A 13,336-nucleotide genomic window follows, 5' to 3' on the forward strand; every position below is an offset into this window, starting at 1 on the left:
GGGAGTCAACTCCCCTCACCCCTGATATGTGAGGTTATCAGTGGCGAGCCCTTTAAAGTGGGCGACAAAGGTGGTCATACGGGGCGGAGTTGAGATCCGTCCCGTGCTCCCCCGGCGGACACCGACACCGCGTCCGACACGCGCCCGACAGACGGTGTCGGTGTCCGCTACCAATGCGGGACGGGACGGGCGGGTCAATCGTTGTCGCCTGCGTACCGCTTGCTATCGATCAAGCGACGGCACTGCTCGGCGAACGGGTCGCGAGAGTCGATGAGCGGCATTGGTACCCGAATCTCTGGCAACACGGCGTCCGGCACCTCGATCGGCGGCAGGTCGAACGACGTGGCGTCCAGCCGCATGGACTCCTTAATCGCGGTGATCTGCTCGCGGATCGCATCGAGCTTCTGCTTGGCCTCGGCGTGCAACCGATCCCGCACCTTGCTGCTGGTCTGTTCGTCGAGGCTGCGCTGCGCGTCCTCCTGCCAGGCCCGATGAGCCTCCATCACCCGCCACTCGAGCGTGCTGTCGAAGAACGGACTGATAGCGTCCGCGGCGATCTTGCGTAGCAGGGCGGGGCGGAGCGCAGCAAGCGCGTCGATCTCAGTCTGCTCTACGCCCATCGCGGCCTGCCACTTGTCGGCGCGCTTCTCGGTGTCCTTCAACGGGGTGGACGGCAAGCCGTACACCAACACCGACGCCGACTGGACGTGGCTCCAGTCCGACGCCGCCAAAGCTGCCCGTTGGCTCGGCTACCTACCGTTCGAGCAGATCGTTGACCAGCGCAACTCCGAACCCCGAGTGCTGCTCCACGAAGACGTGGCGCCCACCCCGTACATCAGCGTCGCCTTCGACGTCACCATCCCCGACGCCGACCAACTGCTCCCCAAGGTGTGGGCGTACCGCTTCAAGGGCACGCAGCCTTACCGGATTGCCCTCATCGGCGAGAAGTCATCCCTCGAAGACGTCCTCGCCCCGATCGCCACCCGGTACGGGGCCGACCTGTACCTGCCGACCGGTGAGCCCTCCGACACGATGCTCTACCGGATGGCCCGCACCGGAGCCGAGGACGGCCGGCCCATGGTTGTCCTGTACTTCTCCGACTGTGACCCGGCCGGATGGCAGATGCCGATATCTGTCGCCCGCAAGCTCCAGGCGTTCCAGGTACTCGAGTTCCCCGACCTCGAGTTCGAGGTGCGCCGCGTCGCCTTGGCGCCCGCTCAGGTCCGGGAGTACGGCTTGCCATCCGCTTTCGGGTGCCCGAGGAGCATGTAGTGCAGGCCGCGCAGGTGGATACGGCGGGAGCCGAGGCCGAGTTCGCGGGCGGACTCTGCGAGCCAGCTGCCGTCGCGGTGCCGGGCGGCGGTGTCAACGCGGAACGGGTCATTCTTCGACGCGAGGACCGTGAGGTCCTTCAGCGACACGTGGATGCCGGATCTCTTGGCCGCGGCGATCTCGTTGTCGAGGGCCGTACGTAGCGGGGAGCGCGGTCCGGCGGCGGTCGGCGTCGGGATGATCAGCCTCGACGTCTCGGCGCCGGGCGGGTCGGGCTGCTCGGTCGGGGTTGCGATGCTGCTCATGACGGTGTCTTTCGGTTGGGGTGTCCAGCCGCCGCGCCCATCACGGGCGGGCGCGGCGGGTGGGCGTAGGAACGAGGGTTGAGACGGTGGTGCTATCGGTGGGTCGAGGGGCGTACGCGGGAGCGCTGGAGTTCGTCCTCCATCGCCTCGAGTTCGGCGCGGGCCGCGGCGAGGATGTCCTTGGCGAGCCAGCCGAACGCCACGGTCGGCTGGTCGGTGCGGCCGGCGTCGACCCATGCGGTGATCCGGTGCCGCTGGGCCGTCTCCTGCAACCAGCTGTTGCGGAACCCGCTCTCGTCCCATTCCTTCTTCGGCAGACCGAGGGCTATGCACAGGGCGGATGCGGCGCGAAGCCATTCGTTCCGGCCTCGTGGGCCGAATGCCCAGCAGCGGGCGCAGAGGTGCCCGGCCGACTGGTGGACGTCGGAGCGCATGGGCCCCTGGCCGGTGCCGCAGCACCAGCAGACCGGCGGGTCAGCGTCGGGGATGGCGCGAAGTACGGCGTTGCGCTGTCCTCGGTATCGCATGGGGCGTCTCCATTCGGGAGTGGCCGGGTGCCGGCCGGTGGTGAAGGTGTCTGCTGGCTGCACCGTGATCCGGGTGCGAGCCGGGTACTACCCGGATCGACGTTCCAGCTGGTCAGGGGCGGTTTTCCGGCTCCCTGATCCGGGTGATCCGGGTTGGTTCTCTATTGCAGCCGTTACTCATACCTGCGTGTGTGTGCATGTGTGTAAGTTCTCTGGAACTACCCGGATCACCCGGATCAGGGCGGCTCATTACTGGTCCGACCTGCGCGTTTGGTGATCCGGGTGTCCGTTTCGCCACCCGGATCACACCCGGATCAGGGGCGGCTCAACCCGGATCAGTCCGCGTCGGACGGAGCGAGACCAACCCAGTAGCCGGTCCCCGGCTCCCGCTCGACCACCAGCCGGACACCCGTGAACGACGGCACCTGACGGCCGCTGATGCGCGGCTTGCCCGCCTTAACGTTCTTGCCCGCCGCGAACAGGTTCTTAGCGAGTCCTGCCAGCGTGCCCGGGCGGTCCCGCCCCGCCTGCTCGCACCATCCACGCCATGCGTCGTACAACGCTTCCTTGGTGGTGGACGCATCCGGGTCCAGCTCGCACCACTCGGACAGGAACACACCGACCGGCGAGGACTGTGCCCGGTACAGCTCCATCGCCTCCTGGGCCGATGCGGGCTCAGTGAACCGACCGCCGTTCTTCATCAGGCGGTCAAGGCCTTCGAGACCCCACAGGAGGATCCCGGGCAGCTCGGGCAGGATCCGACCCTCAAGAGTGCGGTCCTCCTTGCCGACGAATGAGATCTTCGTCGTGATCGGCAGGATGCGGGCCGCGAGCGCGCCGGACTCGTCGGCGAACGACGGCACATCGTTGGACATGATCATCAGCCGGACGGGCAGCTTCCCCTCCCACGGCTTGCGGTGCTTGATGTCCACCTGCAGGGTGTCCTCGCCCGCGATCATGAGGATCTTCTCAAGCACCTGGTCCTTGACCGCGTTTGGGATGCGGGCGTCACCGACGACCGCAAGGGACTTCCCGATCAGGTTCTCAAGGCCAAAGTTCTGCGCGAACGATCCCATGGTTGGGCCACTCACGTTCGCGGTCCCGATCAGGGAGGTCAGGATGCGGGCGATCAGCCCCTTGCCGGACCGCGGTGGCCCGAGCATCAGGAGAAGCTTCTGCAGGTTCGTCCGCCCGGACAGGACGTACCCGAACCACTCCTGCAGCAGGGCGATGGAGTCCGGATCGTCAGGCCACACGGAGTCCAGGAACTTCAGCCACGTCTTCGGCTCATCGGCCTGCGCGCTGTAGTCGTACGGGACGGAGGACAGGTTGAACAGCGCCGGCGTGTTCGGGATCTCCTCGCGAGTAGTAACGTCCAAGAGGGTATTGGCGAACGCGATCAGGTCACGCGGCTGCACGTCGTCGCGGTGCGAGTACACCCAGTCGGGCGCTTCGGTGCTGTCAGGGGTGGCCGTGATCACCTCCATGGACTCGAACAGGTTGGAGATCTTCCCGCGCGTCGGGCTCCACTTGGCCTCGAACGGAACGGCCTTCTTGTCGATGCCGCGCCACATGGCGTGTTCGGTGAACAGATACAGGACAGCCTTGACGTCCAGGTCAGTGATCTTCGCCCAGTGCGTGCCGGTCCACTCCCACCACTCGCCGCGCCACCGGCGCAGCGTCAACTTCCCGTCCGTGAGGTAGTCCAGGATGACGAGACGGGCAACTTCCATCGGGTCGTTGGGAGACGGAATGAACCGCTCTTCCGGGGCCGGGGCGACAACGTTGATGTTCGCGGAGGCGGAGGCCGGATCGAACTCTGTGATCACCGCGCCGCTCCGATCGTGCGAGGGTTACGCGAGCCAGCAGTGAGACCGTGGCGGATGGTGCTCTGGGCTTTGCGCTCGTCGGGGCTGATCCCGGCGGCCGCGGCGGCCGCGGTGATCGCCTCCTGCGCTTCGGACTCGCTGACGAGTCGCGCCCCAACGAAACGGCCGATCGCGTACGAGCACTTGTTCAGCGTTTCGGAGAGGGCTCCGGGTTGCGCTGCAGCGAGAACCGCAAGCTCGTTTTCGATCGCTTTGGTGACGTACCGGCTGGAGGTCCGTGCGTGCCGCATGTTGGGCTGGTAACCAGTCGTACGGCGCGGGTTCGGATCGATCCAGCGGCCTGCGCGTACCAGCTCACGGCGCAGCCATTCGGGCAGCTCGGCGATGGTCCGGGTGTCGCCGAGCGGCTCGTACGCGCCCTTGCTGGTACGGGTGCCGGGCAGGATCCCGAAGGAGGCGCCGGCCTTGATGTCGATCTGCCAGCCAAGTCCGGACTTCACGCCGTTGCCCTGACGCCACTGGTGGCCGTCCGGCACTCGGTACCAGGCCTGAAGGCCTCCAGACGGGGTGCGGACGGTGAGCGTCGGGTGCTCCACCCACGGCAGGTTCACGCCACGCAGCTCGCACAGGGCAGCGAACGTGTCGTAGCCGTTGACGAACCCGGCGCCGTCGATGCGTTCGCCGCGCACGTACACACCGTCCGCAGGGTGCTCGGAATCGTGGTTGTCGACGTCCAGGACGATCGTGTTGGACGGCCCGCAGGTCACGGCGATACCCGCGTCTGGGGTGCGCTCCCACCGCGAGGTGATCAGGTCCCGGTTGATGGTGGCCGCGTATAGACCGTGGCAGAGACGGCCGTCCGCGATGCACTGGCAGCCGGTCGGCTTGTGCGGGACGTACAGCGGGTTGGGTTCGTTGCCGTTGCGTGCGCGGCACCGGTTGCAGCTGCTGAACGGGAACTTGCTCCCCGGGCGGAGCGGGAACACGTACAGGCCCTGAGAAGCCAGCCACAGCGGGATTCGGGCGCTCACGACGCGCCTTCAGCGGCTGCGCGCTTCTCACCGCTGCAGGAGCGGATGACGTACACGGCGCCGCACGGGGCGGAGGCACGGCCGGTGTGCACGTGGCGATGAACCCCGGCGCAGGCAGGGCACTTGACGGTGAACTCGAGCCGGCCGCGGGTCGTAAGCGGCAGTGGCCGCACCACCGTCAGCGAGGTGTCCAGCGGGGTAGCGAACAGCTTCGTGAGTCCCGTTTTCTGCGGCATCATGGGCTCCGTACGGAGAATGCTCGGGGAGATCCGAGCGGGTGTGCCTGCGGCCCAAAACCAGCCAGGTGAGTTAACGCGGAGTGATGTCCGCGGTAGGGTGGTATGCAACGTCGGCCTTAGGGGTCGCGACTGGCCTCGGGAGCTGTGGAAGGTGACCCGGGGCTTCGTCGTTTCTGGTGAGAGTTCGACGTCAAGGGGCCTCCTACGGGAGGCCCCTTCGTCGTCTTCGGGGGTGCTCGGTCGGTCATGCCTTGCCGAGGGTTGGCTGCGGGTCAGATAGCAGCAGGCTTGGCCTTCGCGTCGAGCCACGCGTCGATGTCGGCCCAGCGGGCGCGGATGTGGCGACCGATCTTGATCATCTTGGGTCCGTCCCCACGGCTGCTCCAGCGGTAGACCGTCGACTGCGGGACGCCGCAGTACTCGGCAATGTCCTCGAGCTTGGCGAGCGGGATGCGGGCGTTGCCGCAGTCCTTGCAGGGCACACGGGTAGCGGGCATTTTCCCCTCCTGAAGAGAATGATTTCCTCGCCTCAAACCTTGCCGTTATTTGCATCCAAGGTCAAGCGAATCAATCCTTCTCTTCAACACTTGCCGTTACTTGCGCCCCGGCTGAAGCGACGACTACGTTCGCTCCATGCATCAAGAGCGATGGACGCAGCTGCTGGCGGAAGGCGAGCCGTTCGCGCTTCAGATGGGTCAGCGGCTACAGCAGGTTCGTGAAGAGGCCGAGCAGACCCGGGAAGACGTCGCCCGAAAGGCCAAGGCACTCGGACTGTCCTGGCATCGGCCTACGGTCGGGCAGATTGAGCAGGGCAAACGAGGGCTGACGGCTGTCGAGCTGCTACTACTGCCACTGATCTACCGCGTGCCGCTACGCGACCTGCTACCGGGCCCGGACACCGTCGTACGGCTCACGGAGGCGACGGCCGTATACGGTGCCGAGCTGCTCCGCGTCCTCGACGTCGGCCACGTGAGCGGTCATGTAGGCCCTGGAGGCTGGGAGTTCCAGCACGTCACGGACGCCCTGCGCGACATGGCCCAGAAAACCAGTCGGATCCTCGAGGACTTCCCATGGCGAGCCATGTCCGAGTACGTCGCTGTCCCTGATGAGGCGGAGACGAAGGCGGCGAAGCGACTGAACACGACTCCCAATTACGTGGCCTACACGTCACGCGAGCTCTGGGGACGTGGTCTCGCGGAGGAGCGAGACGAGCGGCTGAGTGACCGGGGAGACGTACCCGAGTCGCCGCGTGCGGTCCAGGCTGCTCGCGGGCACGTCACCCGGGCGCTGATCTCCGAGCTGGAGCCTGCCATCCGCCGATACGAGGAACTGCGCGGGCAGCCGGACGGCATCACCGTCGAGAAGACGGAGCGCGGAATCCGGATCAACCTCGACGGGGAGGGAGACACCCATGGCTGAGGTGTACGACAGGTGGCACCTGTCCCGGCCGCCGCAGGGCGTCGAGGCCTGCGCTGAGCACTCCACAAAGACACGCAGGCTCGCGCCCAGCAGAGATCACGGCCAGGGAAAGCGGTGGCAGGCGCGCTACCGCGACGCGAACGGCCGCCAGCGCAAGGAGAACTTCGAGAAGCGCTCGGACGCGGACCGGCGCGCGGCAGCTGTTGAGACGGACCTAAACCGCGGCGAGTTCATCGACCGCGCGGCCGGCCAGGAGACGCTGCGCAGCTACGCCGAGAAGTGGCGGGCGACCGCCGTACACCGTGAAGCGACGCACGACGGGGTGGAGCGCTCGCTGCGGCTGCACATCTACCCGCTGCTCGGAGAGCGCCCCCTGGCCTCCATCCGTCGGTCGGACGTCCAAGCATGGGTCAAGGACCGCGCGAAAGTGCTGAAGCCGTCCACGCTGCGCACCACGTACTCGCGCCTGGGGACGATCTTCCGGACGGCCGTTCTAGACGGCGCGATCCGCATGAACCCGTGCGACGGGGTGAAGCTTCCCCGGGTATACGAGCCGGAGATTGTGCCGCTCTCCCCTGCCGTCGTCCATGCCCTGATCGGAGGGGCGCCGGACCACTACAAGGCGCTCATCCTGCTGGGCGCGGCATCCGGGCTGAGGCACGGCGAGATGCTGGGGCTGGAGGTTGAGCACATCGACTTTCTGCGGCGGACTGTGCGCGTGCAGCAGCAGCTTGTAGGCCCGGATCGGGGCGTGCCGTACATCGGGGCACCGAAGACCCATGAGAGCTACCGCACGGTGCCGGTCGCCGCAATGGCCATTGATGCTGTCGCCGCGCACCTGGCGGCGTTCCCAGTCAAGGGCGTGAGCATCGAGGACCGGACGGACCCGCGGAAGCCTCTGACGCGCACGGCAATGCTGGTCTTCCCGAACGAACGGGGCGAACCGGTACGCCGGTCGAGATGGTCGCGGGCATGGCAAACGATCGTCGAACGGGCGAACAAGGTACTGGAGGAGCCGGTGCCTGCCGGAACCACAGCGCACGATTTGAGGCACTTCTACGCGTCGGTCCTGATCAAGCACCGGGAGAGCGTGAAGACCGTACAGAAGCGGCTAGGGCACTCGAAGCCGTCGATCACGCTCGATACGTACACCCATCTGTGGCCGGACGGGGAGGACACGACGGCCGCGGCGATCGAGGCAGCCCTGGGCGATGTGCCCCCTGCGTGCCCTCCCGTAGCCAGGATCGGACATTCGGGCAGGTCAGCGCACTGATGTAGCAGTAGGACCAGTACCGGCCATCGGAGATGCAGAGCGCTTCGAGCACCGGTACGTCCAGCCCGCCACAGGCCGTACGCAGACGCTGGGCGAGTGGTCGCAGCCGCTCCATGACCTGGCTGCCGGACTCGCCCTCGGCCGGATCCTGGCAGAGGAAGACGACGATCGCATCAGGGCGTTCACCACGTCGCTCGCTCCCCTTGATCAGGCACTCGGCGAGCTGCTCGGCGACGGGCGCCCATTCTTGCGGAGACTGTGGGATGCCGAGCCTGAGCCGGCCGCCGAAGCGACCCCTGCCGCCGTGCAGGGCGACCATGATCACGCTGTCGTTCGGGTGAAAGCCCATGAGATACGGGAGAGCATCGGCGAGTTCGGCAGGTCCGCGGAGGGTGATCTGCTGCTCGTCGGCCGGACCGGTGGATTCGTGGCGCTGGTTCATGGCATGACCGTCCCGCGTGCGGCCGAATTCCGCGACCCCCTGTGGATAACTTGTCCACAGGGGCCGGGAGACGTTGGCGGTCTGTCGTGCCCATCGGGTTGCATGGGGGCATGAGCCACGCGATCCGCGCAGAACTCAGGGCTTCGGCCTACTCCGTACGTGCTCGTCCCGTCGGCGGGAACGGCTGGCCGTCCGCCGGGGCAACGGCTGACGCCGGGGCCTCTCAGCCTGCCGCGGCAAGAACCAGCGGAAGGACCTGGTCGCTGCCTGCCCGGCGCAGCAGACGGGCGGCGACAGCGAGGGTCCAACCGGATTCGGTGGAGTCGTCCACGAGCAGGACAGGGCCGGGAGTACGGACCAGTGCGTCGGCCAGCTCCTTGGGGACGGCAAAGGCGCCGGACAACGCCCTCAGGCGTTGGGCGGAGTTGCTGCGGCGTGCCGTGTGTGCGCCGCCCGGCCCGGTGTACGTCAGGGTGCCGAGGAAGGGGAGGCGGCCGATCGTCGCGATTCCCTGGGCGAGGGAGCCGACGAGTTGCGGACGGGTCAGGGACGGTACGGCGACGACCCCCACCGGCCGGGCAGTGGCATCCGGGACATTCGGCGCCCACCCGCCGGACGAGCGCGCCCAGTCGGCGAGGACCGCCACCGCGGCCTGCAGGACATCGTCGGGGACCGGTCCGTCGGGCGCGTTCTCGGCCAGCAGCGGACGCAGCCGGTTGCCCCAGCCGATGTCCGAGAGCCGCCCCAGGGCACGCCCGGTGGAGCACTGTTCCTTGGCCGGGATACGGCCCTTGAGCTCGATGCCCAGTGCGGGCATCCCCGTCGGCCACATCCGGCGCGGCTCGACCTCCACTCCGGGGCGATCCAGTTCCTTCGTCGCGCCCATCAAGGTCTCCGCCGAAACGGCTGAATCAGCCCAGGCCCCCGCGCAGTTGTCGCAGCGGCCGCACGGAGCCGCCCCCTCGTCGTCCAGCTGCCGGCGCAGGAACTCCATCCGGCACTCGGGCGTGCTCGCGTAGTCACGCATGGCCTGCTGCTCGGCTGCCCGCTGCCGCGCCACCCACGCGTAGCGTTCGGCGTCGTACACCCACTCGGCTCCCGTGGCCGTCCAGCCGCCCTTCACACGCTTGACCGCGCCGTCGACGTCCAGCACCTTCAGCATCGACTCCAGACGGGTGCGCCGGAGATCCACCACAGCCTCCAGGGCCGGCACGGACAGCGGCCGTCCCGCAGCGGCGAGGGCCGAGAGTGTCTGTCGGACCTGCGCCTCGGGCGGGAAGGCGGTATCGGCGAAGTAGCGCCAGATGGCCTCGTCCTCCTTGCCCGGCAGCAGCAGCACATCGGCGTGGGCCACGCCGCGCCCCGCCCGCCCCACCTGCTGGTAGTAGGCGATCGGCGAGGACGGCGAGCCGAGATGCACCACGAAGCCCAGGTCCGGCTTGTCGAAGCCCATGCCCAGGGCCGAAGTCGCGACCAGTGCCTTGACCCGGTTCTCCTGCAGGTCGATCTCGGCCTGCAGCCGGTCGGCGTTCTCCGTCTTCCCCGTATACGAGGCCACGCGGAAACCGCGCTGGCGCAGGAAGGCGGTGGCCTCCTCGGCCGCCGCGACAGTGAGGGTGTAGATGATTCCCGAGCCCTGCAGCTCATCCAGGTGCTCGGCGAGCCAGGCCAGGCGGTGCGCGGCGTCCGGCAGCCGGACCACGCCCAGCCGCAGGCTCTCCCGATCCAGCGGACCTCGCAGCACCAGGGCCTCGCCCGCTCCGGTACCCAACTGATCGGCCACATCCGCGGTGACCCGCGCGTTCGCGGTCGCGGTGGTGGCCAGCACCGGCACGCCGGGGGCGAGCTCGGCGAGCATCGCCCGCAGCCTGCGGTAGTCGGGACGGAAGTCATGGCCCCAGTCGGAGATGCAGTGCGCCTCGTCCACCACCAGCAGACCGGTGGTGGCCGCGAGCTTGGGCAGCACCTGATCGCGGAAATCCACGGAGTTGAGGCGCTCCGGGCTCACGAGGAGAACGTCGGTGTCGCCGCGCTCGACCTCCTCGTAGATGGTGTCCCATTCCTCCGGGTTGGCCGAATTGATGGTGCGAGCCCGGATACCGGCCCGCGCCGCGGAGTCGACCTGGTTACGCATCAGCGCCAGCAGCGGCGAGACGATCACCGTGGGCCCGGAGCCGCGCCGACGCAGCAGAGCGGTGGCGACGAAGTACACCGCGGACTTGCCCCAGCCCGTGCGCTGCACCACCAGCGCACGGCGGCGCTCCTCCACCAGAGCGGCCACCGCCTGCCACTGGTCCTCCCGCAGCCGCGCAAAACCCCCGGGGTCGCCGACGAGCTCGGCGAGGATGGCATCGGCTTCGGCGCGGAGTTCCAGGTTGTCCATGCCCCCATGCAACCCGATGCCTCGAACAATCGGCCACTTCACCCCACGTGACACTCAGCTCACAGAGAGCCGTACGGCCAAGCGTTCCCCGGCGTGGGGAGCGCGCGGGGATCATCCGCGGCCCGGCGGGCGACTGGAAGCGGCGGAGCGGTGTTTCCGCTGGTCCTCGCCGTTCAGGTGTGGCGGGAGGCGTCGGCCGGGCACGGTGTAGGCAGGGATATCAGAGTCATTTCGGCTGATTCCCGTCACCTGCGTCAATTGCTCGTTGCCGCCTGCCGATACGCCAGGAAGAATTGGACTCGCTCCCCGCACAGCCCCTTTCGCGGCCCGGAAGGGCTGTGCCACGGTGCGCCCTCACTCGACCCTGCCCGCACCATGGGCGCGTATGCGAAGGGAGGATCGTGACCTTCGGATTCGCTCCGTCCGCAGCCACTTCGATGTCGGCGTCCGCCGACTCCGCCAACCGTCTCGCCAGGATGCTCGAACCCGCCGAGTGGGCCGAAGCCGGCATACCGTTGCTGCGCAGCCCCCGCGAGGTCGTCAGCGGCCTGCACTCCCGGCACCGGCCGACCCCGGCGACCGCAGTGGTCGCCGTGCTCGACCATGAGGAACGCCTCACGGCCAGCGCTTCGTTCGCCCGCCGCTCCACCGCCTCGGACGGCTGGGAGTTCCGCAACGCGTTGCTGGCGCATCTGCGCCGGGTCATCCCGCACGACCTTCGCCGCCGCACCCCCGTACGCACCGCGGTGCTTCTCTACTGCCGTGAGGGAGACGAGCGTTGGACCGAGGAGGACGGGGCGTGGATGTGGGGTCTGCGGGACGCCTGCACGCTGCACGGACTGCGGTGCGGCGCGTACATCACGCTGACCCGCGGCGGTTGGCAGGTGCTGGGCGAGGGCCGTGGCGGTCGCCGTCCCAACTCCCTGTCGCAGCCGTCCGCCCTCGCCGGCGCCTCGCTGGACCAGGATCCGGCTCCGCTGCGCACCGGCGGCGGAGCGGCACAGGCGCTGCGGCACACGGCGGCCCGCTGACCCACGGCGCGCAGGCCGGGCCACCCTGTCGGGCAGCCGGGCCTGCGGCCACGACCGGGGTGCCCTGCGGGTCAGACTCCGGCGCCGAGCACCGCGTTGATCCGCTGCGGGTCCCCGCACACGATCAGGAGTGCTCCGGCGCGTTCCCGCGCCCCGGTCAGCGCGCCGGAGAAGTCGTCGCTGCCGTTGACGGCGACGATCACCACCGGGCGGGTCCGCACCCGGTCCGCGGCTGCGGCACCGGCGAAGAAGACGTCGTCGCCGGCCTCGTGCTGCGCCCAGTAGGCGGTCTCACCGAAGGAGAGTTCGTGCGCGGCCCACGGGTGCTGCTCACCGGTGGTGAGCACCAGGATGTCGCCCGGTGCGCGGCCGGAGTCGAGCAGCAGGTCCACGGCTTCGTCGGCGGCGTCGAGTGCGCCGGCCGCCGAGGCGGGGATCAGCTGGACCTGCGGCGCGGAACGATTCTCCGACCGGTCCGGCTGGGGGCGGCCGGGGGTGGGGTGCGGGCGCTGCGCCGGGGGCGCGGGCCTCGCGGGGCCGGGCCCGGGACGACCGGGGCGCGGCGCGGCCGCTGAACGCGGGCCGGGTACGGGACGGGGGGTCGACGCGGTGCGGCCTGCGGCCGGAGTGACGCGGGGACCCTGGGCGCTCTCGTGAATCTGAGGCTCCTCGGGGATGAGAGGCATGGGTGGTTGTCTATCAAACGCCGGCACACGGGGCGTCGGCGGGGTGGGTGCATGTGCGCAATCAGAAGTCGAAGCCGAGCTGGCCCCCGCTTTCCAGTGCAGCCGCCTCGGCGGAGATGCGGACCTTCTTCAGGTGCTGCCACCTGGGCAGCGCGTCGAGGTAGGACCACGACAGACGGTGGTGGGGTGTCGGTCCCCACTCCTCCAGCGCGGCCCTGTGTACGGGCGACGGATAACCGGCGTTGGCCCCGAAGGCGAATTCGGCGTACTCGCCGGAATCCGCGCCCAGTTCGGCCATCATCGTGTCCCGGTGGACCTTCGCGATCACCGAAGCGGCCGCGACCGCGATACAGGACTGGTCGCCCTTGATCACCGTGCGGACCTGCCAGGGCTGTCCCAGGTAGTCGTGCTTGCCGTCGAGTATCACCGCGTCCGGCCGCACCGGCAGGGCTTCCAGGGCACGTACGGCGGCGAGGCGCAGCGCGGCCGTCATCCCCAGCTCGTCGATCTCCTGCGGAGAGGCGTCGCCGAGACCGAACGCGGTGACCCAGTGCTCCAGCAACGGCGCGAGCTCCGCGCGGCGTTTGGGACTGATCAGCTTGGAGTCGGTGAGTCCGGCAGGAGGTCTGCGGAGGCCGGTGACGGCCGCGCACACGGTGACCGGTCCCGCCCACGCTCCGCGTCCGACCTCATCGACACCGGCGACGGTCTTGGCACCGGTAATGGCGCGCAGTGAGCGCTCGACGGTGTGCGTGGGTGGTTCGTACGGCATGGCGCCTGTCAGCGTACGCCGATGGGGCGGCGGACAACACCCCGGGGCGCCCGTCGGCCGGCACGTACTCGCGGCGCGACCGTGGAGGCCGGTGTTCCGTATGCCGGGGCACCCCGGAGGGAGCGTC

At 68.8% G+C, this 13,336-nt stretch carries 13 protein-coding genes and 1 pseudogene; 4 read left to right on the forward strand and 10 right to left on the reverse strand.

The annotated features are described in order from the left end of the window. Positions 1 to 194: 194 nt before the first annotated feature. On the reverse strand, positions 195 to 662 hold the full coding sequence (locus OHA19_RS10670) for a hypothetical protein (protein ID WP_405750028.1): 468 nt from the start codon (positions 660 to 662) through the stop codon (positions 195 to 197). Here OHA19_RS10670 and OHA19_RS10675 point away from each other — a divergent pair. Beyond that, positions 652 to 1,272, forward strand: coding sequence for a hypothetical protein (locus tag OHA19_RS10675; protein ID WP_405750031.1), 621 nt, complete (start codon positions 652 to 654; stop codon positions 1,270 to 1,272). The two genes, OHA19_RS10670 and OHA19_RS10675, sit on opposite strands and share 11 nt — an antisense overlap. Here the strand turns inward: OHA19_RS10675 and OHA19_RS10680 are convergent. The 5 genes from OHA19_RS10680 to OHA19_RS10700 all read right to left on the reverse strand — a co-directional run bounded on the left by OHA19_RS10680 (position 1,218) and on the right by OHA19_RS10700 (position 5,700). Continuing rightward, positions 1,218 to 1,577: a hypothetical protein gene (locus OHA19_RS10680; RefSeq protein ID WP_405750034.1), complete on the reverse strand. Its 360-nt coding sequence runs from the start codon at positions 1,575 to 1,577 to the stop codon at positions 1,218 to 1,220. The genes OHA19_RS10675 and OHA19_RS10680 overlap by 55 nt on opposite strands. 92 nt (positions 1,578 to 1,669) lie before the next feature. Then, the gene (locus tag OHA19_RS10685) at positions 1,670 to 2,104 is read right to left on the reverse strand and encodes a hypothetical protein (RefSeq protein WP_405750036.1); all 435 of its coding nucleotides are present in this window, start codon (positions 2,102 to 2,104) and stop codon (positions 1,670 to 1,672) included. Between the two features lie 335 nt (positions 2,105 to 2,439). Next, positions 2,440 to 3,933 (reverse strand): phage/plasmid primase, P4 family, encoded by a 1,494-nt coding sequence (locus OHA19_RS10690; protein ID WP_405750039.1) that lies wholly within the window; start codon positions 3,931 to 3,933, stop codon positions 2,440 to 2,442. Then, positions 3,930 to 4,964, reverse strand: a complete 1,035-nt coding sequence (locus tag OHA19_RS10695) for a bifunctional DNA primase/polymerase (protein WP_405750042.1) — start codon at positions 4,962 to 4,964, stop codon at positions 3,930 to 3,932. Before OHA19_RS10695 ends, OHA19_RS10690 begins: the two co-directional genes overlap by 4 nt. A gap of 511 nt (positions 4,965 to 5,475) precedes the next feature. Then, the gene (locus OHA19_RS10700) at positions 5,476 to 5,700 is read right to left on the reverse strand and encodes a helix-turn-helix transcriptional regulator (RefSeq protein ID WP_405750044.1); all 225 of its coding nucleotides are present in this window, start codon (positions 5,698 to 5,700) and stop codon (positions 5,476 to 5,478) included. A gap of 136 nt (positions 5,701 to 5,836) precedes the next feature. On the opposite strand from OHA19_RS10700, the gene OHA19_RS10705 reads away from it, so the two are divergent. Continuing rightward, complete coding sequence (locus OHA19_RS10705; protein ID WP_405750046.1) at positions 5,837 to 6,622, forward strand: helix-turn-helix transcriptional regulator; 786 nt, start codon at positions 5,837 to 5,839, stop codon at positions 6,620 to 6,622. Further along, positions 6,615 to 7,895, forward strand: a complete 1,281-nt coding sequence (locus OHA19_RS10710) for a tyrosine-type recombinase/integrase (RefSeq protein ID WP_405750049.1) — start codon at positions 6,615 to 6,617, stop codon at positions 7,893 to 7,895. Before OHA19_RS10705 ends, OHA19_RS10710 begins: the two co-directional genes overlap by 8 nt. Here the strand turns inward: OHA19_RS10710 and OHA19_RS10715 are convergent. After that, positions 7,876 to 8,337, reverse strand: a pseudogene (locus OHA19_RS10715) (DUF4192 domain-containing protein); the annotation flags it as partial. The gene OHA19_RS10710 and the pseudogene OHA19_RS10715 sit on opposite strands and share 20 nt — an antisense overlap. A gap of 223 nt (positions 8,338 to 8,560) precedes the next feature. Further along, positions 8,561 to 10,720: a RecQ family ATP-dependent DNA helicase gene (locus tag OHA19_RS10720; protein ID WP_405750051.1), complete on the reverse strand. Its 2,160-nt coding sequence runs from the start codon at positions 10,718 to 10,720 to the stop codon at positions 8,561 to 8,563. Between the two features lie 401 nt (positions 10,721 to 11,121). On the opposite strand from OHA19_RS10720, the gene OHA19_RS10725 reads away from it, so the two are divergent. Continuing rightward, positions 11,122 to 11,751 (forward strand): hypothetical protein, encoded by a 630-nt coding sequence (locus tag OHA19_RS10725; RefSeq protein ID WP_405716993.1) that lies wholly within the window; start codon positions 11,122 to 11,124, stop codon positions 11,749 to 11,751. Between the two features lie 71 nt (positions 11,752 to 11,822). On the opposite strand, the gene OHA19_RS10730 is transcribed toward OHA19_RS10725, so the two are convergent. Both OHA19_RS10730 and OHA19_RS10735 read right to left on the reverse strand, forming a co-directional pair. Beyond that, positions 11,823 to 12,437 carry a hypothetical protein gene (locus OHA19_RS10730; RefSeq protein WP_405750053.1) on the reverse strand — a complete coding sequence of 205 codons (615 nt, stop codon included), beginning with the start codon at positions 12,435 to 12,437 and terminating at the stop codon, positions 11,823 to 11,825. A 61-nt stretch (positions 12,438 to 12,498) separates the two neighbouring features. Beyond that, entirely contained in the window at positions 12,499 to 13,209 is a 711-nt protein-coding gene (locus OHA19_RS10735; protein ID WP_405750054.1) for a ribonuclease HII, read from the reverse strand. Between the last annotated feature and the right edge of the window lie 127 nt (positions 13,210 to 13,336).

It is taken from the genome of Streptomyces sp. NBC_00012 (assembly GCF_045040875.1).
Classification (GTDB): Bacteria; Actinomycetota; Actinomycetes; order Streptomycetales; family Streptomycetaceae; genus Streptomyces.

What these genes read in the sequence shown, in the direction of transcription:
- OHA19_RS10680 (WP_405750034.1), bottom strand. Translation starts at nt 1,577, where the DNA reads ATGAGCAGCATCGCAACCCCGACCGAGCAGCCCGACCCGCCCGGCGCC.
- OHA19_RS10685 (WP_405750036.1), bottom strand. Translation starts at nt 2,104, where the DNA reads ATGCGATACCGAGGACAGCGCAACGCCGTACTTCGCGCCATCCCCGAC.
- OHA19_RS10700 (WP_405750044.1), bottom strand. Translation starts at nt 5,700, where the DNA reads ATGCCCGCTACCCGTGTGCCCTGCAAGGACTGCGGCAACGCCCGCATC.
- OHA19_RS10705 (WP_405750046.1), top strand. Translation starts at nt 5,837, where the DNA reads ATGCATCAAGAGCGATGGACGCAGCTGCTGGCGGAAGGCGAGCCGTTC.
- OHA19_RS10710 (WP_405750049.1), top strand. Translation starts at nt 6,615, where the DNA reads ATGGCTGAGGTGTACGACAGGTGGCACCTGTCCCGGCCGCCGCAGGGC.
- OHA19_RS10720 (WP_405750051.1), bottom strand. Translation starts at nt 10,720, where the DNA reads ATGGACAACCTGGAACTCCGCGCCGAAGCCGATGCCATCCTCGCCGAG.
- OHA19_RS10730 (WP_405750053.1), bottom strand. Translation starts at nt 12,437, where the DNA reads ATGCCTCTCATCCCCGAGGAGCCTCAGATTCACGAGAGCGCCCAGGGT.
- OHA19_RS10735 (WP_405750054.1), bottom strand. Translation starts at nt 13,209, where the DNA reads ATGCCGTACGAACCACCCACGCACACCGTCGAGCGCTCACTGCGCGCC.